Origin of the sequence: Gemmiger gallinarum, assembly GCF_014982805.1 — a bacterium.
Taxonomy (GTDB): domain Bacteria; phylum Bacillota; class Clostridia; order Oscillospirales; family Ruminococcaceae; genus Gemmiger; species Gemmiger gallinarum.
In genome coordinates this window covers 58,628-79,322 of sequence record NZ_JADCKC010000004.1, presented here as the reverse complement: position 1 = coordinate 79,322, position 20,695 = coordinate 58,628, and the positions used below count along the sequence as shown (strand labels likewise).

Sequence of the window (20,695 nt, the reverse complement as noted above, 5' to 3'; positions counted from 1 at the left end):
CATCACGCTCCCGTCTGATCGTCGGCGGGCAGTTCGGCCAGCACTTCGGCCAGAATCTGCACGGCGGTGTCCACGTCCTCCGGCGTCAGGATGAGGGGCGGCAGCAGGCGGATGCGGTCCTTGGCGGTGAGTACCAGCAGGCCGTGATGCTCGCACAGGGTGCGCACCTCGGAGGCCTTGCGCCCGCCCTTGAGGGCGATGCCTACCATCAGGCCCAGACCGGTGACGGCCTCCACCTGGGGGATCTTCTCCAGGCCCTCCCGCAGACGGGCGGCGCAGGCGTTGATGTTGTCAAAGAAGGCGTCGTCCATGCGGTCGATGACGGCACAGCCGCCGGCGCAGACCACCGGGTTGCCGCCGAAGGTGGAGCCGTGGGAGCCGGGGCCCATGGTGTCGGCCACCTTCTCCTTCATGAGCACGGCGCCGATGGGGAGTCCCCCGCCCAGACCCTTGGCCAGGGTGACGATGTCCGGCTGGAGGGCAAAGTGCTGGCTGGCCAGGAAGGTGCCGGTGCGGCCCACGCCGGTCTGGACCTCGTCCACAATGAGGAGGATGTCCTTCTCGGCGCAGAGGGCGGCCACGTCGTGGACGTAGTCGGCGTCCAGAGCCACCACGCCGCCCTCGCCCTGGACCAGCTCCATCATGACGGCGCACACATCCCCGGGAATCAGGGCCTGACGCAGGGCTTCCAGGTCATTGGCGGGCACATAGCCGAAATTCTCGGGGAAGGGCCCGAAATCGTGGTGGAAAACATCCTGCCCCGTGGCGGTCAGGGTGGCCAGGGTGCGGCCGTGGAAGGAATTCACCAGGCTGATGACCTTGCTGCGGCCGGGGCCGTAGGTGGTGACGCTGTACTTGCGGGCGCACTTGATGGCGCCCTCGTTGGCCTCGGCGCCGGAGTTGCCGAAAAAGACCTTGTCCATGCCGGTGAGCTTGCAGAGCTTGCGGGCCAGTTTGGTGCAGGGGGCTGTATAGTACAGGTTGGAGGTGTGCTGCAGCTGGGCGGCCTGCTCGGCCACGGCGGCGGCCCACTGGGGGTCGGCGTAGCCCAGGGCGTTGACGCCGATGCCGGAGGTGAAGTCCAGATAGGACTTGCCGTCGGCGTCCCAGGCAGTCATGCCGCTGCCCCGCTCAATGACGATGGGGCTGCGGGCGTAGGTGTGCAGCACGTATTTTTTATCCCGTTTGATGATCTTGTCGGTGTTCATGGCAGATACCTCGCTTGTGTGGTGGAAAAGGACGGCTCAGCGGCTGCCCCGGCGGTAGAACAGGGTGCCGGAACCGCGGTCGGAGAACATCTCCAGCAGCACCGAGTGAGGCACCCGTCCGTCGATGATGACCGCCTCGTGGACGCCCTCGTAAATGGCGTCGGCCATGCCGTCGATCTTGGGGATCATGCCGCCTGCAATGACGCCTGCGGCCTTGTAGCCGGCGATCTCGGACAGCTCCACCTCGGGGATGAGGGTGCTCTCGTCGTCCTTGTTGTACAGCAGGCCGACGATATCGGTCATGCTGACCAGCTTCTCAGCGTGCAGCGCGATGGCGATGGCCGCAGCGGCGGTGTCGGCATTGATGTTGTAGGGGATGCCGTTGTCGTCCATGCCCACCGTGGCGATGACGGGGATAAAGCCGTCGCTCAGCAGATGCTCCACCAGAGTAGTGTCCACCTTCTCCACATTGCCCACATAGCCCAGGTCGGTATCGCTCTTGCGGGAGCAGGTGATGAGATGTCCGTCCATGCCGCAGAGTCCTACGCCCCGGCCCTTGAGCAGGGCCACCAGGTCCTTGTTGACCTGGCCCGCCAGCACCTGCTGGACGATGGCCATGGTCTCCTTGTCGGTGTAGCGCAGGCCGTTGACGAACTTGGACTCCTTGCCCACCTTTTTGAGCATGGCGTTGATGGCGGGACCGCCGCCGTGGACCAGCACCACCCGCACGCCCAGCAGGGTGAGGGTGACCAGGTCGTTCATGACGGCCAGTTTCAGCTCGTCGTTTACCATGGCGTTGCCGCCGTACTTGATGACCAGCGTCTTGCCGTGGTATTTCTGGATATACGGCGTTGCCTCCGAAAACAGCAGCGCCATCTCTTCGTTTTTCATGGGCGGATGCCTCCGATCGAAAAAGTAAGGGTGCCTGAAAAAGGCTGCCCGTCAGGTGCGGTAATCGCCGTTGATCTTGACGTAGTCGTAGGTCAGGTCGCAGCCCCAGGCCTTGGCCTCGGCGTCGCCGCAGCCCAGATCCACGAGGATGTCGATCTCGTCTTCCTTCAGGACCTTGGCGGCCTCCTCCTCGCTGTAGGGATGGTAGGCGGCGTTCTCGCAGACAAAGACCTCCCCGGCCTTGGAGCGCAGCCGCACGGCAGTGCGGTCGATGGAGAAATCCCCCGGGGTGTAGCCGATGGCGCAGAGCACCCGGCCCCAGTTGGCGTCGGCGCCGAACATGGCCGCCTTGAGCAGGGAAGAGTGGATGACGCTCTTGGAGACGGCGCGGGCAACCTCCAGGGTGGGCGCATGGGTGACGGTGCATTCCAGCAGCTTGGTGGCGCCCTCGCCGTCGCCGGCCAGCTCACGGCAGAGCTGCTCGGCAACCTTGGTCAGGGCCGCCACAAAGACGGTGTAGTCCTCGCTGTCGGCGGCCACGGAGGCGTTGCCCGCCAGACCAGAGGCCAGCAGCAGGACGGTGTCGTTGGTGGAGGTATCGCCGTCCACCGAGATCTGGTTGAAGGTGGCGGGGACGACCTCAGACAGGGCCTTCTGCAGCACCTCGTGGGAGAGGGCGGCGTCGGTGGTCATAAAGAGCAGCATGGTGGCCATGTTGGGGTGGATCATGCCGGAACCCTTGGCGATGGCTCCCAGACGGCAGACCTTGCCCCCCAGAGTGAACTCCACCGCCGCCTGCTTGGGATGGGTGTCGGTGGTCATGATGGCGGTGGCGGCGGCCAGGCTGCCTGCCGGGCTGCTGTCCAGCTTGGAGACGGCGTCGGGGACGCCGGCCTCAAAGGGCTCGATGCTCATGGCCTGGCCGATGACGCCGGTGGAAGCGGGCAGCACGTCGGCCTCCGCCACGCCCAGAGCCTGTGCGGTCAGGGCGCAGACATCTTTGGCCAGCTGAATGCCATTGGGCGCGCAGGTGTTGGCGTTGCCGCTGTTGACCACGATGGCCTGGGCATAGCCGTCGGCCAGATGCTCCCGGTCCACGGTGATGGGGGCGCCATACACCTTGTTGGTGGTATAGCAGGCGGCGCCGGTGCAGCGAACATCGGCCTTGATGACGGCCAGGTCAGGCTTGGAATGGTTGTGGCGGATGCCGCAGTGCACACCGGCGGCGGAAAATCCCTGGGGGGCGCAGATGCCGCCCTCCACGGGGGTGAGCTGAATGTTCTCCATATACTTTCTCTTCTCTCTTTTCGGATTTGTTACATCATCGGAAGGGCAGGAGGCTTATTCCAGCCCGGCGGTCTCGGGCAGGCCCAGCATGAGGTTCATGCACTGCACCGCCGCGCCGGAGGCACCCTTGCCCAGATTGTCGAACACCGCCGCCAGCAGCAGTTGGCTGCCGTCGGGGGAGGCGGAGCAGTAAATTTCCAGCCGGTCGGTGCCCGCCATCTGGTTGGCGGCCAGAAAGCCGGGGACCTCGCCCAAAGGATGGACGGTGATCTGGCTCTGGCCCGCGTAGTAGCCCGCCAGTGCCCGGGCAATCTCCTCCGCCGGGGCCTTGAGCAGTTCCATGTGCAAAGGCAGCAGAGACTGCATGCCGCAGTAGTAGTCGGCCACCACCGGCACAAAGACCGGGGGCTTGGTCAGACCGCACACTGCCTGCATCTCAGGCAGGTGCTTGTGATGGAGGGCAAGGCCGTAGCTGCGGGGGCTGTCCAGGGCCTTGTCCCGGCCCTGGGCCTCATAGTCGGCGATCATGCTCTTGCCGCCGCCGGAGTATCCCGTCAGGCTGGTCAGCGAGAAGGGATAGTCGGCGGCCACCAGGCCCATCTGGACGAGGGGCGCAGCCAGCACTGCAAAGCCGGTGGCATGGCAGCCGGGCACAGCCACCCGGTTGGCCTCCACGATGCGCTCCCGCTGGCCCGCCAGCTCAGGCAGGCCGTAGACCCAGCCCGGGGCGGTGCGATGGGCGGTGGAGGTATCCAGCACCCGTACATGGTCGGGAATGAGGGGGACGATCTCCCGGGAGGCGGCGTCGGGCAGGCAGAGGAAGGTGAGGTCGGACTGGGCGATGACCGCCGCTCGGGCCTGCAGATTCTTGCGGTCAGCCTCCGAGATGGTCAGAAGATCCAGTTCCGGCCGTCCCGACAGCCGGTCCAGAATGCGCAGGCCGGTGGTCCCGGCGGAACCATCCACAAAGATTTTATAGGTTTTCATGAGATTTCCTCCTGAAAAAGGCGATACGGACAATGGGAAGGGGGATGCCGGGAAAGCGGCAAAGGCAGCGGCGATTTTTTGGGGAAGCGGCTAGGCAGGCATTCTTCTTTCGTCACCGAAAGAAGAATCAAGAAAGGTGCCACCGTTTCGAGGCGGTGCGGCGGGGCAAGGCCACGGCATACCATCAAGCATCACCTGTTCGGTGATGAAAAACAGAGGAACGTCCTCGCTCATCGCTCCGGCCGTTGCCGGCACTGCGCCTGCGGCGCAGACTCGCGATATGATCGCTCGGGCCGGCAACCCCTGGACCCTGCAATATGGCAAACATCTGCTAATCGAGCAGCGGCTGCTCCCAGGCCCACCTTGCGGGCCTGGGGTAAAGGCTTTCTTCGCCAGCAATAAAGTTTTACGGCATCTGCCGGAATCTGAATGTTCTCGGCAGCAGAAGGATTACTCCTCCGCCAGCTTGGCCCGCACTTTGGCGATCTGGTCCAGCACGCTGGCCTTGGCGGGGCCGCCGTAGCTGGTGCGGCCCTCGCAGCAGGTGGTCAGGTCGATGGCGTGGTAGACATCCTGCTCAAACAACGGGCTGTAAGACTGGAACTCCTCCAGTGTCAGCTCCTCCAGCGTCTTGTCGGCGGCGATGCAGGCGGCCACCATGGTGCCGGTGCACTTGTAGGCATCCCGGAAAGGCATGCCCTTTTTGGTCAGGTAGTCGGCGCAGTCGGTGGCGTTGATGAAGCCCTTGGCCGCCGCCCGGCGCATATTCTCGGGCAGGGGGCGCATGGTGTCCAGCATGGGGGTCAGGGTGCGCAGGCAGAGGGCCAGCGTATCGGCGGCGTCGAACACCGCCTCCTTGTCCTCCTGCATGTCTTTGTCGTAGGCGAGGGGGATGCCCTTCATCATGACCAGCAGCGTGTTCAGATCGCCGTAGACCCGGCCGGTCTTGCCCCGGATGAGCTCGGTGACATCGGGGTTTTTCTTCTGGGGCATGATGGACGACCCGGTGGTGAAGGCGTCGTCCAGCTCCACGAACTTGAACTCCCAGCTGCACCACAGAATGATCTCCTCCGACAAACGGGAGAGATGCATCATGCAGGTGGCCACCGCCGAGACAAACTCGATGCAGAAATCCCGGTCGGACACGCCGTCGATGGAGTTGGCGCAGGGGGCGTCAAAGCCCAGCTCCCGGGCGGTATACTGCCGGTCGATGGGATAGGTGGTGCCGGCCAGAGCGCCGGAGCCCAGGGGGCACTCGGCGTCCATGCGGGCGGCGGCGTCTTTGAGGCGGCCCAGGTCCCGCAAAAGCATCCAGGCATAAGCCATGAGCTGGTGGCCGAAGGTCACCGGCTGAGCCCGCTGCAGATGGGTGTAGCCGGGCATGACGTAGCCCGCGGCGGCCTCGGCCTGACGGCAGAGGGCCTCGATGAGCTCCCGGATGCCCGCCTGGAGGGCTTCGCTCTCATCCCGCATCCACAGGCGGATGTCCAACGCCACCTGGTCGTTGCGGCTGCGGCCGGTGTGCAGCCGCTTGCCTGCGTCGCCGATGCGGGCGGTGAGGGTCTGCTCCACAAAGGTGTGGACATCCTCGGCGGCGGGGTCGATCTCGAGAGCGCCGGAGTGCAGGTCGGCCAGAATGCCTTCCAGGCCCTTGTGGATGTCCTCCACGTCCTGTTGGGAGATGATGCCCTGGCGGCCCAGCATGGCCGAATGCACCATGCTGCCCCGGATGTCCTGCTCGATCATGCGGGCGTCAAAGCGGATCGAGGAATTGAAGTCGTTGACACGGCTGTCGACCGCCTTGCTTGCGCGGCCCTGCCAAAGTTGCGGCATGGATAACCCCTCCTGAACAGTTGATGATTGGAAACGACAAACCGCCCGGAGCGGGCTGGGCCCCGGGACGGCTTGTGAAATGTTACGGTTTATCGATTATTTGACTTCCGGCCACTTTTTCGCCAGCTTGGCGCGCTCGGCAATGGGCAGGCCGAACAGATTGATGAATCCGGCGCTGTCGGCCTGGTTGTAGTCCTCATCCTCGCCGAAGGAAGCGGTCTGCTCATCGTAGAGGGTGTAGGGGCTGGTGACGCCGGCGTTGATCATGTTGCCCTTGTACAGCTTGAGGGTCACATCGCCGGTGACGGTCTTCTGCAGGTCGTCGGTGAAGGCGCAGATGGCCTCCCGCAGGGGGGTGAACCACTGGCCGTTGTAGACCAGCTCGCCCATCTTCTGGGCAATGATCTCTTTGAAGTGGAAGCTCTCCTTGTCCAGGGTGATGGTCTCCAGGACATTGTGGGCCTTGTACAGGATGGCACCGCCGGGAGTCTCGTAGACGCCGCGGCTCTTCATGCCGACGAGGCGGTTCTCCACGATGTCCAGCAGGCCGATGCCGTTGGCGCCGCCCAGCTGATTCAGGTGCTCGATGAGGCTGACGCCGTCCATCTCCTTGCCGTCCACGGCGGTGGGGATGCCCTTCTCAAAGTGGATGGTGACGTAGGTGGGGGTGTCGGGAGCCTGCTCGGGGCTGACGCCCAGCTCCAGGAAGCCGTCCTTGTTGTACTGGGGCTCGTTCTTGGGATCTTCCAGGTCCAGACCCTCATGGCTCAGGTGCCACAGGTTCTTGTCCTTGGAGTAGTTGGTCTCACGGTTGATCTTCAGGGGGACGTTGTGGGCCTCGGCGTAGTCGATCTCCTCGTCACGGCTCTTGATGTCCCATTCACGCCAGGGAGCGATGATGGCCATATCGGGAGCCAGGGCCTTGAGGGTCAGCTCAAAGCGGACCTGGTCGTTGCCCTTGCCGGTGCAGCCGTGGCAGATGGCGTCGGCGCCTTCCTGGATGGCGATCTCGGCCAGAGCCTTGGCGATGCAGGGGCGGGCGTGGCTGGTGCCCAGCAGGTAATCCTCATACTTGGCGTCGGCCTTCAGGCAGGGCCAGATGAAGTCCTCCACATATTCCTTTTTCAGGTCCAGGACGTAGAGCTTGGAAGCGCCGGTCTTTTTGGCCTTCTCTTCCAGGCCGTCCAGCTCGGTGCCCTGGCCCACGTTGCCGGAAACGGCAACGACCTCGCAGTTGTTATAGTTTTCCTTCAGCCAGGGAATGATGATGGAAGTATCCAGGCCGCCGGAGTAAGCCAGAACCACTTTTTTGATGTTCTGTTTCGATTTCTTCATAGCAAATCCCTCTCCCGTCTATCGCTCAAAAATGAGTTTGAATAAATATTCATTGCATGCTTCCATTATAACCATGTAGGCAGAAATTGCAAGACGGCATTTCACACAAACCGACAAGAAAACACGGCTTATATTTATGCACTTTGCGGATGACTTTGCTTTTGCAGCCTGTCAAAAACGGATAGAATTGCATGATATGCATAAAATATGCATTTTGTGCGCGCAAAAGAGGCGGCCCTGTCCCGCAAAATGCGCTGCAAAACCGCCCCGGGGAGCAGGACAAGAGCGACGGCGACCGGGCCGTATCCCGGCAAAAAGGGGATGGCGGCGGGGCGGTGCCGATCCGGCTTGCTGCAAGCGGGCAGCCCGGGGTGACTCCCTCTTGCGCAATGGGGCCGCATCTCGTATACTGATAAAGATAGGGCAAATCTGCCCGAAAAAACGACCGTAATGGACGGCGGAATGGCGGTGTATCCGGTTATGTTGAAGATCTATCAGACCAAGGACCAGCAGCTCACCCGAGAGGACAATTTTGTGGAAGGCTGCTGGATCTGTATGACCGCCCCCACTCAGGATGAGATCCGCAAGGTGGCCACCTCCCTGGACATTGAGCCCGCCGACCTGCAGGCCGCCCTCGACGCCGAGGAGAGCGCCCGTATCTCTCTGGAGGACGGCTATACCCTCATTCTGGTGGACATCCCCAGCCAGGAAAAAGGCTCGGGGGAGGGCGTCTATACCACCATCCCTCTGGGCATCCTGCTCACCCAGCAGATGATCGTCACCGTCTGCTCGGTGGAAACGCCGGTGCTGGCGGATTTTGCCGCCTGCCGGGTGCGGGGATTTTCCACCCGCAAAAAGATGCGCTTTGTCTACCAGATCCTCTACCGGGCGGCCAGCATCTACCAGCTGGAACTGCGCCTCATCGACCGCCGCCGCCAGGCCATCGAGATGAACCTGTCCGGCACCCTGCGGGACAAGGACCTGATGGAACTGCACCGGCTGGAATCCACCCTGGTCTACTTTGCCACCAGTTTGCGTGCCAACAACACCGTCATGGACCGACTGACCCGGTACAAGCGGCTGGAACAGTACCCCGACGACCGGGAACTGCTGGACGATGTTATCGTCGAGCTGCGCCAGGCCATTGAGATGACCAGCATCTACCGGGACGATATCAAAGGTACCCGGGAGCTGTTCTCGGCTATTCTGGACAACCGCCTGAACAACGCCATGAAATACCTGACCTCGGTCACCCTTATCATGGCGGTGCCGACGGTCATCTCCGGCCTGTACGGCATGAACGTCAACGCCGAGAGCATGCCCTTTGTCTCCAGCGGCAGCGCCTTCGGCATTGTCTGCGGCATCATCCTGCTGGTGTGTGCGGGGGCGGCCTGGGTGCTGCACAAAAAGCATATGCTGTGACGGCACAATTTCAAAAAAGCAAAAGGCTCCGCCCGGCGGGGCCTTTTTTGTAACAGCGGGACAAAAATGCCGTTTGTTACAGATAGAAAGGAGGAGATGGCTGTGGAGGATCATGCCATCGTCGAGCTGTACTTTGCCCGGGATGAAAATGCCATCACCGAGACGGCGAAAAAGTTCGGCGCCTACTGCCGGACCATCGCCTACAACATTCTGGCCAGCCGCCGGGATGCGGAAGAATGCGAAAACGATACCTGGCTTGCGGCCTGGAACAGCATCCCGCCCAACCGGCCGGGACGGCTGGCGCCCTATCTGGGGCGGATCACCCGCAATCTGGCTCTGGACCGCCATGACCACGACACTGCCCAGAAGCGGGGCGGCACCCTGGGCGGCGTGCTGCTGGAACTGGACGAATGCCTGCCCGCCCCCGGCACTGTGGCCGACCATGCGGAGGCTGCCGAGACTGCCCGGCAGATCAGCGCCTTTCTGCGCACTTTGCCGGAGGAAAGCCGGGGCATCTTTTTGCGCCGGTACTGGTACTGCGACGCCACGGCGGACATTGCCAGGCGCTATCATATCAGCGACAGCAAGGTCCGGGTGACGCTGCACCGGGTCCGGGGCAAACTGAAACACTATCTGGAACAGGAGGGGGTGTATCTGTGAACGCACGAGATTTGTTTGAAGCCATCGGTATGGTGGATGAGGACCTGGTGGAGGAGGCGGACGGGCCGGTCCGGCGTCCTGCCTGGACTCCCCGCCGGGTGATGGGCCGTGTTCTGTCCGTGGCGGCCTGCCTTTGTATCGTGGGCGCAGCGGTCCTGTCCTTTGGGCGGGGAATGTTCTCAGCCAAGAGCAGTGCCGGCGCCATGCTCCAGAACGAGGCGGCGGGAGGCGCGGCGGATGCCGCCCCCGAGACCGCCCCGGATACCGCCCAGGCCCCGGCTTTCTATGACGCCGCCGATGATGCGGCGTCGGAAAAGAGCGCCGGCAGCATGGGCATCCCGGCGGAACTGGCGGAAAAGATGACCCCGACCTCCGGGGCGGGGAGCGGCGTGGCCCTCATGGCCTACGACTATACCGAGATCGCCCGGGTGGACCCGCTGGAAGGGGAACTGCCCCAGGCTCTGGCCATCTATCGCGGTACCCTGGCGGGGCGCTGCCTGAACACCGACGCCATGACCGACACCATGAGATCCGCCCTGACGGCCCTGGGCTATGACCCCGCCCTGGCCGATGACGCCCAGCTGACCACCGGCTATGACGAGGAGTCCACCCAGGACCCCGAGGCGGTGGCCCAAAGCCTGTATGAAAAGTTCGGCATCGGCAGCGAGCTGGACTACTGGTCGGGCCTTGCCTGGATGGAGGTGGACCTGCCCGACGGCGGCAGCCTGTCCGTCAACAATGAACTGACCCTGACCGTCACCCTGACCGGGGACGAGACCGGCGCCCTCACTGATGCGCAGGCCGCCGAAGAGGCCGACACCATCCTGAAAGCCAATGCCGGCCTGCTGGACGCCCTGGGCGGCTACGACGCCATGGGGCTGACGGGGGGCGACTACTCCTACGACGGCACCCGGCAGCAGTTCTGGGCCGTGCTGTACCGCACCGGGGAGACGCCGTCGGAACAGCTGGCCGGGTACGACCTGGCCCAGGCGAGCTTTTCCGCCGACGGGACGGGCAAACTGCTCAGCCTCACCATTCCCGGGGCCGCCCTGGCGGAGAGTGTGGGAGAGTACCCCCTCATTTCCCGGGAAGAGGCCGCCGCCCTGCTGGCCGGCGGCAGCTACCTGAACGCCCAGTACGACGAATCCGCCCCCGCCGCGGCGGACATTGAACAGGCGGAGAGCTACCTCTGCTATACCGGCGGCCGGGCCCTCTACTACGTGCCCATGTGGTGCTTTGTCGTCGACGAGGGAGAGCGGGAGAACACCGCCGACGGCCTCCACTCCTACCGTCCCTACTACGTGCCTGCCGTCTCTCTGGATACCCTGGGGACACTTCTTGCCGATTGACCGCCCGGTCAACAGGCAATTTGTAAAAACAACAAACACAGCCGCCCGCCTTTGGCAGATGCGTCAAAGGCGGGCGGCTGATTTTGTATATTGTGTCAGGGGGCGGCAGATCATTCCCGGCCGGGGCCGTAGGCCACCCCTGCCCGGACGATGAGGTCCGGCTCCCAGCGCAGGCCGGGGCGGCGGTCTTTCTGGGCTTCCACCAGAAACAGCCAGGGGGCTTTGTCCGGGGCGGCCCGCACCAGCTGCACCCGCTTGGGCTCCAGCCCGGCGGCGCACAAAGCGGCAAAGACGGCCGCCATCTGTTCCGGCCGCTGACACAGGGCCAGCTTGCCCCCGCTCTGCAAAAGGCGGGCGGCGCAGGCGGCCACATCGGCGGTGGTGCACAGGTCGTCGTGACGGGCGGCGGCCCGGCGGGGGTCGCTGCTGCGAAAGCCCCCGGTGAAATAGGGCGGGTTGCAGGCCGCCACGGCATAGCTGTTTTTCTCGGGGCCGGTGAGGGCGTAGCTCCGCAGGTCGGCCTGCACCGGCAGGATGTGGGTGGCGTCGGGGCCGTTTTCTGCTACCCCGGCGGCGCAGAGGCTGTGGGCGGCGGGGTCGATCTCCAGGGCCAGGCAGCGGCCCCGGTGCCCGGCGTCGTGCCAGGCCAGGGAGACGATGCCGCATCCGCTGCACAGGTCCACGGCGGGGATACCGGGCTTCGGCTGGAGAAACCGGGCCAGCAGCAACGCGTCGGTGCCGAAGGTTGCCCCCGGCCCGGTGAAGACTCTGGTGCCGTGGTCTAAAATTTCAATGTTTGGCATGAGGGCTCCTTTTGGGCTCTTTTGACGGCTGGGTCTCAGCCGTTCAGGCAGGCGTCCAGGGCATCCAGCGCCCGGCGCAGGGCTGCGGCGTCGGGCTGGCCGGGGGCGGAGGAGGTCCCCGCCGTGCCGAAGGTGGCGTCCGACCCGAAGGCCCCGCCGCACACCCGGGTCACCGCCCCCAGGGGACCCATGGCCATGGTGATGAGGGGCATCCCCGGCAGGGCGGCCCTTGCCTCGGCGGTGGCGGCCAGCAGCTCGGCGGCGTCGGCGGCAGTGCGGGGCATCACCGCCAGCTTGCAGATGTCGGCACCCTTCTCCGCCATGGCGCGAAGGGAGGCCGCCATCTCCTCCCGGGGCGGGGTTTTGGCAAAGTCGTGCATGGAGGCCACCACCGCGCCTCCATGGCGGTGGGCCATCCGGCAGAGCCGGGGCAGCGTGTCCCCGGCGGTGTGCAGCTCCATGTCAATGAGGTCCGCCCGCTCTTCGGTACAGAGAACCTCCAGCAGGGTAATGTAGTCGCCGGGAGCATAAGCGCGTTGGCCGCCCTCAGCGGCGGTGCGCATGGTGACCAGCAGGGGCAGGTGCTCAGGCAGAGCCTTTCGCACGGCGGCCAACACCCGGCAGAGGGCCCCGGCGCCGGGCAGGGAACCGTCCGCCTCCCGCAGGGGGTCCAGGCGCAGCTCGGCCAGGTCGGCGGCGGTCTCCGCCAGGGCTTTGGCCTGGGCTACCGCCTCCGCCTCGTCGGCGGCAAAAATGGGCACGATGATCTTGGGCCGCCCCGCCCCGATGCGGACGTTCCGGACACTGACAACAGACATGACAAACCCCTCCCGGATGCAGTTTCTGTTACCAGCATAGCACAGGGAGGGGAAAAAGGGCAAGAAAAAGCCGCTCCGCCCGGGAAACCCGCCCGGCAGAGCGGCTTTTGGCATCTGTGCGGAGAGCGCGGCTCAGTCCTTCCGGCGGGCCTTGCGGCCTCTGACCCGGAGGATGACCAGATAGAGCAGGATGCCCGCCCAGGCGATGGCGAGGCCGGCCAGCAGGGCGACGGCGGTGCCGGGCAGGGGGCCCAGGTCCACCTTGCCGCCGGTGGCAGACACCGAATCCAGGTGGTAGAGGGCCGCCGTGTCGGTGTAGAGCTGGTCGATGGTGGAGGCATCCACCGGCTGGTTGCGCCGCACCGACTTGACCACGCTCTCGATGAGCTGACCCGCTGCGTCACGCAGGGAGGCGGAACCGTTGAACACCGGGGTGATGAAGGTGTCGTCCAGATGGTCCAGCAGCAGCTGCACTGCCTGGATCTTGACGGCGTAATGGGTGTCGTTGTCCTCGCCGCCCCGGCTGAGGTAATCCTGGTATTCGGGGTCGCTCTGGGCCTTGGTGGTCACGGGAACGTAGCCCTCGGTCTGGGAGTAGGCGATCTGCACCTCATTGGTGAGCAGATACTGGGTGAACAGCCAGGAGGCCAGAACTTCCTGAGGGTCGTCCTTGTTGAAAATGCAGACCGAAGGCCCCTGAGAGATCATTTGGGGATGGTCGGGGTCGAACTGGGGCACCGGGTAGACGGCCGTCTCAAAATCCACGATCTCGTCCTTGTCGATGTCCACCAGGGGCGCGTCGGAGCCCATCCAGGTGGAGCCCGCCGTGGAGTCCACCGCAAAGATGCACTGCCCGGCGTTCAAAAAGTTGGCCGGATAGCCGGAGATCTTGAAGGTGGAGAAGGCCCCTTTGGCCTTGTGGTCGGCAATGTCCAGCAGCAGATCCCTGGCGGTGTCGTTGAAGAGCTGGATGTCCCCCGCCTCGGTGGAGTAGCCCGCGTCCTTCTGGCGCAGCATCTGGATCATCATGTTGTCGGTGGACTTGTAGAGGAAGGGGATCAGCACTTCCTGGCCGTTGATGCTGTAGACGCCGTCGGCCCCCTTGGTGGCGGCCGCCGCCTCGGACACCTCCCACACAAAGTCCCAGGTCAGGGTGTCGGGCAGGGTGTAGCCCAGGGCCTCCACGTAGGTCTTGTTCACGTAGCAGGCCTCGGTGGAGCGCATGTAGGGCAGGGCGTAGGTGTGCCCGCCCAGACGGCACTCGTCCAGAAACTGGAGCACGATCTCGTCTTTAGTGGGGCCGTCGAAGGCCACCTCGCTGCCCCCCAGACCGTACTTGTCGTCCGCCATCAGGTCGTCCAGCGGCACCACCACGTTGTCGCCGGTCATGTAGGTGGCGATGTGGTCGGGGTAGGTGATGCAGACGTTGGGGGTGGTGCCGGTGGAAATGTTGGTGATGACATCGTTGTAGATGTCGCCGTAGTCGGTGTAGAGGCGCAGGGTCACCGTGATGTTGGGATAGAGGGTCTGGAAATCCTCAATGGCCTGCTTGTAGATGTCGGTCTGGTGCTTGTTGGTGTCGTTTTTGGCCCAGAAGGTGATCTCGTAATCCCGGGAGGTGTCGAAGGCCTCCGGCACCGTGAAGGCCGCCTGCTCCCGGCTGCCGTGACAGCCGGTGAAGAGGGAAAGCCCCATAACCAGGGCCGCCCCGGCGGCAAGGATGCGTGTTGCTTTCATCCCTTCATCCCTCCTCTGGAAACGCCCTCCATGATCTTGTTGCGGAAGGCCAGGAAGAGCAGAATCAGCGGCACCGAGATGACCACCACGGCGGCCATCATGGCGGGGACGTTCTCCCGGCCGAAGCCGTTTTCCCGGATCTCCTGGATGCCGTTGGATACCAGGAAATAGGCCTGATCGTCGGTGATGAGCCGGGGCCAGACGTAGGAATTCCAGCACTCGATGAGCTTTAAGATGGTGATGGTGACGATGGTGGGGCGGCAGATGGGGATCATGACCTTCCACAGATATTTCAGGTCGGAGGTGCCGTCCACCTTGGCAGCCCGGTAGAGCTCGTCGGGTACCTGCTCAAAGCTCTCCTTGAGCAGGTAGATGTAGAACACCGAGGTGATGGAGGGCAGAATCAGACCGGGAAAGCTGTTGCGCATATCCCAGTTGGTGATGGTGACAAAGTTGGTGATGACCACCAGCTCGCTGGGGATCATCATCATGGAGAGAAACAGGCCGAACAGCAGATTCTTGCCCCGGAATTTCAGCCGGGCAAAGGCGTAGGCGGCCAGGGTGCTCACCACCACCATGATGGCGGTGGTGGCCACGGCAAAAATCAGGGTGTTGAGCAGATAGCCCCCCAGAGGAACCGCCGTGAAGGCGTTTTCGTAGTTTTCCAGGGTGGGGGACAGGGTGAAAAACACCGGTGTGTGTTCCGAGTTGTAGGCGCCGTAGCTTTTCAGGGAGGTGAGCACCATCCAGTAGAAGGGGAACAGCACCACCACCGCCCAGATGCTGAGCCCCAGATAAGTCAGCGCCTGAAGCAGGCCGCTTTTGCGCCGGGCGGCCCGCTGCATGGTTTCATAGTCCTTATGGGATGTCATACGGTACGCCCCCTTATTCCCGGACCTGCTTGCGGGTGACAAGCAGGTTGATGCAGGTGATGGTCAGCACAATGACGAACAGGATGATCGCCGCCGCCGAAGCATAGGACGGATACCCGCCGCTGTCCCCGTAGAGCATGTCGTAGACATAACCCACGATGGTGTTCATGCCTGCGGCGTTGAGGTCGGTGCCGAAGAGGGCCACCGCGTCGCTGTAGGCCTTGAACGCGCCGATGAAGCCGGTGATGACCAGATACACCAGCATGGGGGAGATCATGGGCAAAGTGATGCGGAAGAAGATGCGGGTGCGGGAGGTGCCGTCCACCCGGGCGGCCTTGTAGTAGTCGGGATTCACCGATGCCAGAGCACTGGTGAGCACCAGAATCTTGAAGGGCATGACCACCCAGACGGTGTAGAAGCAGAGGACGAACATCTTGGCCCAGTGGGGACCGTTGATGAAGTCGATGCTCTCCCCCCCGAAGAGCTGAATCACCAGATTGATGAGGCCGTCGGTGTACTCGGTTTTCTGGAAGAGCACCATAAAGACGAGGCCCACAGCCAGGGTGTTGGTGACATAGGGCAGGAAGTAGACGGTCTGGAAGAGATTGCGCAGGGGCTGGATGGAGCTTAAGCCCGTGGAGATGAGCAGGGCCAGCCCGGTGGATACCGGCACCGTGATGATGACCAGCACAAAGGTGTTCTCCACCGCCTGCAGAAAGTAGGGGTCGTGGAGGACGTAGAGATAGTTGTAGAGGCCCACGCCCTCATAGGTCTGGGAGGCAAAGTTGAAGCACTCCTCAAAGGAGTAGACGAACACGTCGATGAGGGGGTAGACCAGAAAGAGCCCCAGCAAAATCAGCGACGGCAGCAGGTAGAGCCATGCTTTTTTGGAATTGCGGTCCATGGATTTCTCCTCCTTTGTCCGGGTCAGTCCCCGGCCGGGGCGGGCACCGCAAAGGGAATGCGGACCTCGGTCTCCCGGTCAAAGAGGAAGGTCTTTTCAGGGCGCAGGGCAAAGGACACCTGTTTGGCGGCAGGGTCCACCTCGTGCTCGGAGCGGAGAATGGCCCGCAGGGTGCCTGCCGGGCAGGCAGGATGGGCGCAGACGATGCTCACATCCCGGCCCAGCACCTCCACCCGGCTCAGCTCGCAGGTCAGGGCGCCGTCGGCGGCGGGGACAAAGCCCTCCGGCCGCACGCCTGCCCAGACCCTGCGGTCGGGAGCGCCGGGAACGGGGAGGACCTTCTGGCCGGCCAGGGTGAGCATTCCGCCTTTGACTTCTCCCTCAAAGACGTTGATGGGCGGGGTGCCCAGAAATTTCGCCACAAACAGGTTGGCGGGGTCGTCGTAGACCTGCTGGGGGGCGCCCTGCTGCATGAGGACGCCCTCCTTCATGACCACGATGCGGTCGGAGATGCTCATGGCCTCCTCCTGATCGTGGGTGACGAAGAGGGTGGTGATGCCGGTCTTTTTCTGGATTTTGCAGATCTCCTCCCGGGTCTGCAGGCGCAGCCGGGCGTCCAGGTTGGACAGGGGCTCGTCCAGCAAAAGCACCCGGGGCATCTTGACCAGCGCCCGGGCGATGGCCACCCGCTGCTGCTGGCCGCCGGACAATTCCTTGGGCCGCCGGTCGAGGAGATCCTCAATCTGGACCAGGCGGGCGGCCTCCAGGGCGCGGTCACGCATCTGCTCCCGGGTGGGGCGGGCCTTGCCCTTGAGATTTTCCAGGGGGAAGAGGATATTCTGCATCACGGTGAGATGGGGGTAGAGGGCGTAGTTCTGGAACACCATGCCCACCCCCCGCAGCTCGGGAGGCAGGGCGGTAACGTCCTCCTCCCCAAAGAAGATATGGCCGGAGGTGGGAGTCTCCAGCCCGCAGATCATGTTGAGGGTGGTGGACTTGCCGCAGCCCGAAGGCCCCAGCAGTCCCACCAGCATGCCGTCGGGAATGGTAAAGCTCAGCGAATCCACAGCGGTGGTCTCGCCCTTTGCCTTGCGGCCCCGGGCGGGAAACCGTTTGGTGAGCTCCTGCAACGTTATATTCATCTGGAACATCTCCCTGCCGAAAATCAAAGCATTTTTTGCATTCCTGCTACCGATTATAGCGGATTTTGCGGCACATCTCAAGGTTTGGGGGCGGGGCCCCGCCTGCAAAAAGGCCACAGGCGCCCGTCCGGGACTGCCGGAAGGACGCCTGTGGTCAATCGGGGGATGGAGATTTGCCCGGCCGATTCGGGAAGCCGGACAAGGCAGAAGGTTTGGTCAGCGGCGGGGACGGACTGTGGGGTCCGGGGCCGGCCGCGGGAAAAAGCGGAATTTTATTCCGGGTCCACCCGGTCCAGCAGAATCTGGACGGCGGTGTAATCCCCCGCCAGGATGGGCAGAGTCAGCCCGGCATGGCAGAGGGCTGCGCCGGTATAGACCTTGCCCGTGCGGGAATCCCGGTAATGGGCTTCGGGGTCCAGACCCTTGAGGGTGATGTGGATGGGCCAGGGAGTGGGCTTGGGGTCCACCACCACCAGGCTGACCGCGGCGCGGCTGGCGTCGGGGGCGGTGAACTGCCAGGCGGTGAAGTAGGTGTCGGTCATGGCGTCGGTCAGGCGGTCGTACCGGCCGTCGATGAGCAGGGGCTGCAGCTGACGGCAGGTCTCGATCTGGGTGCGGATCTGGGCTTTCTCCTCGTCGGAGAGCAGCCCCAGGTCCAGCTCATAGCCGAAGGCACCGGCCATGGCCACCACCGCGCGGGTGGACAGGGGAGTGTGACGCCCCGTCTGATGGTTGGGGGAGGCGGACACATGGCTGCCCATGGAGCAGGGGGGATAGCCGAAGGAGGTGCCGTACTGGATCTTCAGGCGCTGGATGGGGTCGGTGTCGTCGCTGCACCAGATCTGGGGGAAGTAGTGGAGCATGCCGGCGTCAAAACGGCCGCCGCCGCCGCTGCATCCCTCAAACAGCACGTCGGGGAACTGGGTGGTCAGCCGTTCCAGCAGGTCGTAGAGGCCCAGCATATAGCGGTGGGCCGCCTCTCCCTGGCGCCCGGCGGGCAGGGCCCGGCTGAACAGGTCGGTGATGTTGCGGTTCATGTCCCACTTGATGTAGGAGATGTCGTTGTCCCGCAAAAGGGCGGAAAAGATGCCGTACAGGTAGTCCACCACGTCCTTGCGGCCCATGTCCAGCACCAGCTGGCTGCGGCCGGTGGCCGGAGTGCGGCCGGGGGCGGACAGAACCCACTCGGGGTGCTCGGCATAGAGTTTGGTGCCGTAGCAGACCATCTCGGGCTCGATCCAGATGCCAAACTGCATGCCCAGGCCCCGGATGCGGGCGATAAGGTCGGACAGGGAGCAGCCCAGCTTCTCCTCGTTGACCCACCAGTCGCCCAGACCGCTGGAGTCATCCACCCGCTCGCCGAACCAGCCGTCGTCCAGCACCATCATTTCCACGCCCAGCTCATGAGCCTGTTTGGCGATGGCGTAGATGCGCTCGCCGTCGAAGTTCATATAGGTGGCTTCCCAGTTGTTGATGAGGATGGGGCGGGGGCGCTCCTTCCAGCTGCTGCGGATGACGCTGTGCTGCAAAAAGCGGTGATACTGGCGGGACAGCTCACCCAGGCCGTTGGTGGTGTAGCTGAACAGCACCTCCGGCGTGGTGAAGGTCTCGCCGGGGGCCAGGGTCCAGGTGAAGTCGTCGTCGCTGATGCCCGCGACCAGACGGGTGCTGTGCAGCTGGCTGACCTCGCACTCGATCTTGAAGTTGCCGGAATAGACCAGCATGGCCCCCAGGCAGTCGCCGGCGTCCTCGGTGGTGTGGGGAGCGGCCAGGATGGCAAAGGGGTTGTGGTGGTGGCTGCTGGCGCCCCGGGCGGAGCGCAGCGTCTGCACCGCAAAGGGCAGGGGGGCGCGCTCGGGCTGGCGTTCCATGCAGTGGCGGCCGTGGAAGTGGATGAGCTCCCATTTGCCGAAGGGCAGGTCCAGACAGGCGGAAGCGGCCTTGTGCAGCTGCATGGGGGCGTCGCCGCCGTTCTGGATGAGGGCTGCCCGGGTGATGAAGTCCGCTTTCTCGAACACGCCGTACAGCAGAATGACGGTCAGGCCGGTGACGGCATCCTTCAGAGTGATCTGCAGGGTCTGGCAGTCATCGTCCCCGTCAAAGGAGGCGGGCAGACCGGGCAGGGCATACTTGCCGGGCAGGACCTTAGCGTCCACATAGCGCAGATCGGCCAGAGGGCTGCCGTCGGGGTTGGAGACGCTCAGGCAGGAGATGCGGTAGTCGCCCACACCGCAGCCGGTGTATTCCTGGCTCATGGTGTCGAGAGAGTAGTCCCGCACCTCCACGCCGGCGGGGTTGGGGGAAAAGCCGCAGTCGGAATAGAATTCCGTGGGCCGCAGGTCGTCGTCCCCGATGGCGGGGCCGTAATAGAGGTGGTGCAGGATTCCCCGCTCATCTGCCCACATCTGGTAGCTGGTATGGGCAGTGTGCAGGGTAAAGAGCTTCTTTGCAGGGGTTATCTGGATACTCATGGAGGGCATCCTCCTTTGTCTTCAAAGTTTCAGTCTTTAATATACCACAGATGCCAAAAAAATGGCACCCGGCCGGCGAGGGCCGGGTGCCGAAAATGGGGAAAAATTTACGGTTTCCGTTCCAAAGAAAAGATTTGGCTTACTTGCCGCCGGTCATGGCGATGCCTTCGATGAAGTTGCGCTGGAAGGCCAGGTACAGAATGACCATGGGGATCATGGCCAGCAGGCTGCCTGCCATCAGGACGGGGAAGTTGGTGGTGTACTGGCCGTTCAGGGTAGACAGGCCGGCGGACAGGGTCATCATGTTCAGGTCGGTGTTGCAGATCAGCGGCCACATCAGGTCGGAGTAAGCGAACACGGCGGTGAAGATGCCCAGAGCGGCCATGCTGGAACCGGTCAGGGGGAACATGACCTTGGTGAAGGTCTGCCACTTGTTGCAGCCGTCCAGATAGGCGGCCTCGGCAATCTCATTGGGGATGCCCAGATAAGTCTGCCGCAGGAAGAAGGTACCGAAGGCGGACACCAGGCCGGGGAAGACCAGCGCAAAGATGGTGTTGGTCAGGCCGAGATGGGCCAGCATCAGGTACTGGGGGGTGATGAAGATCTGGCTGGGCAGCATCATCTGAACCAGAACGATGCCGAACAGCAGGTTCTTGCAGGGGAATTCCAGCTTGGCAAAGGCATAGCCTGCCATGGAGCTGAAAATGACGGCGCACAGCACGCGGAACAGGATCAGCAAACCGGTGTTGACGTACAGGTTGACGAAGGGGAGGCTTTCCAGTGCGGTGACGAAGTTGTCGAAATTCCAGTTGGAAGGCAGGATCTGCGGCGGAATGGCCATTGCCTCGGCCTGGGTCTTGAAGGCGGTCAGGATCATCCACACAAAGGGGAAGATCATGATGATGCTGCCCAGGATCAGAACGACATACGTCAGCGCGGTGGAAAGTTGCTTGTTGCTTTTCATGCTTGTATTCAT

17 protein-coding genes are annotated in these 20,695 nt (G+C 63.5%); 3 read left to right on the top strand and 14 right to left on the bottom strand.

Annotated elements, in window-relative coordinates:
• Positions 1 to 2: 2 nt before the first annotated feature.
• The 6 genes from INF35_RS12925 to INF35_RS12900 form a co-directional block, all read right to left on the bottom strand.
• Positions 3 to 1,208 carry an aspartate aminotransferase family protein gene (locus INF35_RS12925; RefSeq protein WP_193503140.1) on the bottom strand — a complete coding sequence of 402 codons (1,206 nt, stop codon included), beginning with the start codon at positions 1,206 to 1,208 and terminating at the stop codon, positions 3 to 5.
• A gap of 36 nt (positions 1,209 to 1,244) precedes the next feature.
• Positions 1,245 to 2,099, bottom strand: a complete 855-nt coding sequence (argB, locus tag INF35_RS12920) for an acetylglutamate kinase (RefSeq protein WP_193503138.1) — start codon at positions 2,097 to 2,099, stop codon at positions 1,245 to 1,247.
• Positions 2,100 to 2,150: 51 nt separating this feature from the next.
• Positions 2,151 to 3,386, bottom strand: a complete 1,236-nt coding sequence (gene argJ / locus INF35_RS12915; protein ID WP_193503136.1) for a bifunctional glutamate N-acetyltransferase/amino-acid acetyltransferase ArgJ — start codon at positions 3,384 to 3,386, stop codon at positions 2,151 to 2,153.
• A gap of 54 nt (positions 3,387 to 3,440) precedes the next feature.
• Positions 3,441 to 4,373, bottom strand: a complete 933-nt coding sequence (argC, locus tag INF35_RS12910; protein WP_193503134.1) for an N-acetyl-gamma-glutamyl-phosphate reductase — start codon at positions 4,371 to 4,373, stop codon at positions 3,441 to 3,443.
• A gap of 450 nt (positions 4,374 to 4,823) precedes the next feature.
• A complete protein-coding gene (gene argH, locus INF35_RS12905) occupies positions 4,824 to 6,206 on the bottom strand; it encodes an argininosuccinate lyase (protein ID WP_193503132.1) in 1,383 nt (460 codons plus the stop codon).
• 96 nt (positions 6,207 to 6,302) lie between these two features.
• A complete protein-coding gene (locus INF35_RS12900) occupies positions 6,303 to 7,541 on the bottom strand; it encodes an argininosuccinate synthase (protein ID WP_193503130.1) in 1,239 nt (412 codons plus the stop codon).
• A 480-nt stretch (positions 7,542 to 8,021) separates the two neighbouring features.
• Between INF35_RS12900 and INF35_RS12895 the strand changes: the two genes are divergently transcribed.
• The 3 genes from INF35_RS12895 to INF35_RS12885 all read left to right on the top strand — a co-directional run bounded on the left by INF35_RS12895 (position 8,022) and on the right by INF35_RS12885 (position 10,972).
• Positions 8,022 to 8,963, top strand: coding sequence for a magnesium transporter CorA family protein (locus tag INF35_RS12895; RefSeq protein ID WP_193503128.1), 942 nt, complete (start codon positions 8,022 to 8,024; stop codon positions 8,961 to 8,963).
• 102 nt (positions 8,964 to 9,065) lie between these two features.
• Positions 9,066 to 9,623, top strand: coding sequence for an RNA polymerase sigma factor (locus INF35_RS12890; RefSeq protein WP_193503126.1), 558 nt, complete (start codon positions 9,066 to 9,068; stop codon positions 9,621 to 9,623).
• Positions 9,620 to 10,972 carry a hypothetical protein gene (locus tag INF35_RS12885; protein WP_193503124.1) on the top strand — a complete coding sequence of 451 codons (1,353 nt, stop codon included), beginning with the start codon at positions 9,620 to 9,622 and terminating at the stop codon, positions 10,970 to 10,972. Before INF35_RS12890 ends, INF35_RS12885 begins: the two co-directional genes overlap by 4 nt.
• A 110-nt stretch (positions 10,973 to 11,082) precedes the next feature.
• Here the strand turns inward: INF35_RS12885 and INF35_RS12880 are convergent, their stop codons facing one another.
• From INF35_RS12880 to INF35_RS12845, 8 genes are all read right to left on the bottom strand, one after another.
• On the bottom strand, positions 11,083 to 11,775 hold the full coding sequence (locus INF35_RS12880; protein ID WP_193503122.1) for a tRNA1(Val) (adenine(37)-N6)-methyltransferase: 693 nt from the start codon (positions 11,773 to 11,775) through the stop codon (positions 11,083 to 11,085).
• A 35-nt stretch (positions 11,776 to 11,810) separates the two neighbouring features.
• Complete coding sequence (gene aroD / locus INF35_RS12875; RefSeq protein WP_193503120.1) at positions 11,811 to 12,593, bottom strand: type I 3-dehydroquinate dehydratase; 783 nt, start codon at positions 12,591 to 12,593, stop codon at positions 11,811 to 11,813.
• Between the two features lie 132 nt (positions 12,594 to 12,725).
• Complete coding sequence (locus INF35_RS12870) at positions 12,726 to 14,330, bottom strand: ABC transporter substrate-binding protein (protein ID WP_193503118.1); 1,605 nt, start codon at positions 14,328 to 14,330, stop codon at positions 12,726 to 12,728.
• On the bottom strand, positions 14,327 to 15,202 hold the full coding sequence (locus INF35_RS12865) for a carbohydrate ABC transporter permease (protein ID WP_193503116.1): 876 nt from the start codon (positions 15,200 to 15,202) through the stop codon (positions 14,327 to 14,329). Before INF35_RS12865 ends, INF35_RS12870 begins: the two co-directional genes overlap by 4 nt.
• A 13-nt stretch (positions 15,203 to 15,215) precedes the next feature.
• Positions 15,216 to 16,106 (bottom strand): carbohydrate ABC transporter permease, encoded by an 891-nt coding sequence (locus tag INF35_RS12860; RefSeq protein WP_193503114.1) that lies wholly within the window; start codon positions 16,104 to 16,106, stop codon positions 15,216 to 15,218.
• A gap of 23 nt (positions 16,107 to 16,129) precedes the next feature.
• The gene (locus tag INF35_RS12855; protein WP_193503112.1) at positions 16,130 to 17,248 is read right to left on the bottom strand and encodes an ABC transporter ATP-binding protein; all 1,119 of its coding nucleotides are present in this window, start codon (positions 17,246 to 17,248) and stop codon (positions 16,130 to 16,132) included.
• Positions 17,249 to 17,520: 272 nt separating this feature from the next.
• Positions 17,521 to 19,719: an alpha-galactosidase gene (locus INF35_RS12850; RefSeq protein WP_193503110.1), complete on the bottom strand. Its 2,199-nt coding sequence runs from the start codon at positions 19,717 to 19,719 to the stop codon at positions 17,521 to 17,523.
• Positions 19,720 to 19,858: 139 nt separating this feature from the next.
• Positions 19,859 to 20,695 carry a carbohydrate ABC transporter permease gene (locus INF35_RS12845; RefSeq protein ID WP_193503109.1) on the bottom strand — a complete coding sequence of 279 codons (837 nt, stop codon included), beginning with the start codon at positions 20,693 to 20,695 and terminating at the stop codon, positions 19,859 to 19,861.

Coding starts and splice junctions, on each gene's coding strand:
- INF35_RS12925 (WP_193503140.1), bottom strand. CDS start 1,208: ATGAACACCGACAAGATCATCAAACGGGATAAAAAATACGTGCTGCAC.
- argB (WP_193503138.1), bottom strand. CDS start 2,099: ATGAAAAACGAAGAGATGGCGCTGCTGTTTTCGGAGGCAACGCCGTAT.
- argJ (WP_193503136.1), bottom strand. CDS start 3,386: ATGGAGAACATTCAGCTCACCCCCGTGGAGGGCGGCATCTGCGCCCCC.
- argC (WP_193503134.1), bottom strand. CDS start 4,373: ATGAAAACCTATAAAATCTTTGTGGATGGTTCCGCCGGGACCACCGGC.
- argH (WP_193503132.1), bottom strand. CDS start 6,206: ATGCCGCAACTTTGGCAGGGCCGCGCAAGCAAGGCGGTCGACAGCCGT.
- INF35_RS12900 (WP_193503130.1), bottom strand. CDS start 7,541: ATGAAGAAATCGAAACAGAACATCAAAAAAGTGGTTCTGGCTTACTCC.
- INF35_RS12895 (WP_193503128.1), top strand. CDS start 8,022: ATGTTGAAGATCTATCAGACCAAGGACCAGCAGCTCACCCGAGAGGAC.
- INF35_RS12880 (WP_193503122.1), bottom strand. CDS start 11,775: ATGCCAAACATTGAAATTTTAGACCACGGCACCAGAGTCTTCACCGGG.
- aroD (WP_193503120.1), bottom strand. CDS start 12,593: ATGTCTGTTGTCAGTGTCCGGAACGTCCGCATCGGGGCGGGGCGGCCC.
- INF35_RS12870 (WP_193503118.1), bottom strand. CDS start 14,330: ATGAAAGCAACACGCATCCTTGCCGCCGGGGCGGCCCTGGTTATGGGG.
- INF35_RS12865 (WP_193503116.1), bottom strand. CDS start 15,202: ATGACATCCCATAAGGACTATGAAACCATGCAGCGGGCCGCCCGGCGC.
- INF35_RS12860 (WP_193503114.1), bottom strand. CDS start 16,106: ATGGACCGCAATTCCAAAAAAGCATGGCTCTACCTGCTGCCGTCGCTG.
- INF35_RS12855 (WP_193503112.1), bottom strand. CDS start 17,248: ATGAATATAACGTTGCAGGAGCTCACCAAACGGTTTCCCGCCCGGGGC.
- INF35_RS12850 (WP_193503110.1), bottom strand. CDS start 19,719: ATGAGTATCCAGATAACCCCTGCAAAGAAGCTCTTTACCCTGCACACT.
- INF35_RS12845 (WP_193503109.1), bottom strand. CDS start 20,695: ATGAATACAAGCATGAAAAGCAACAAGCAACTTTCCACCGCGCTGACG.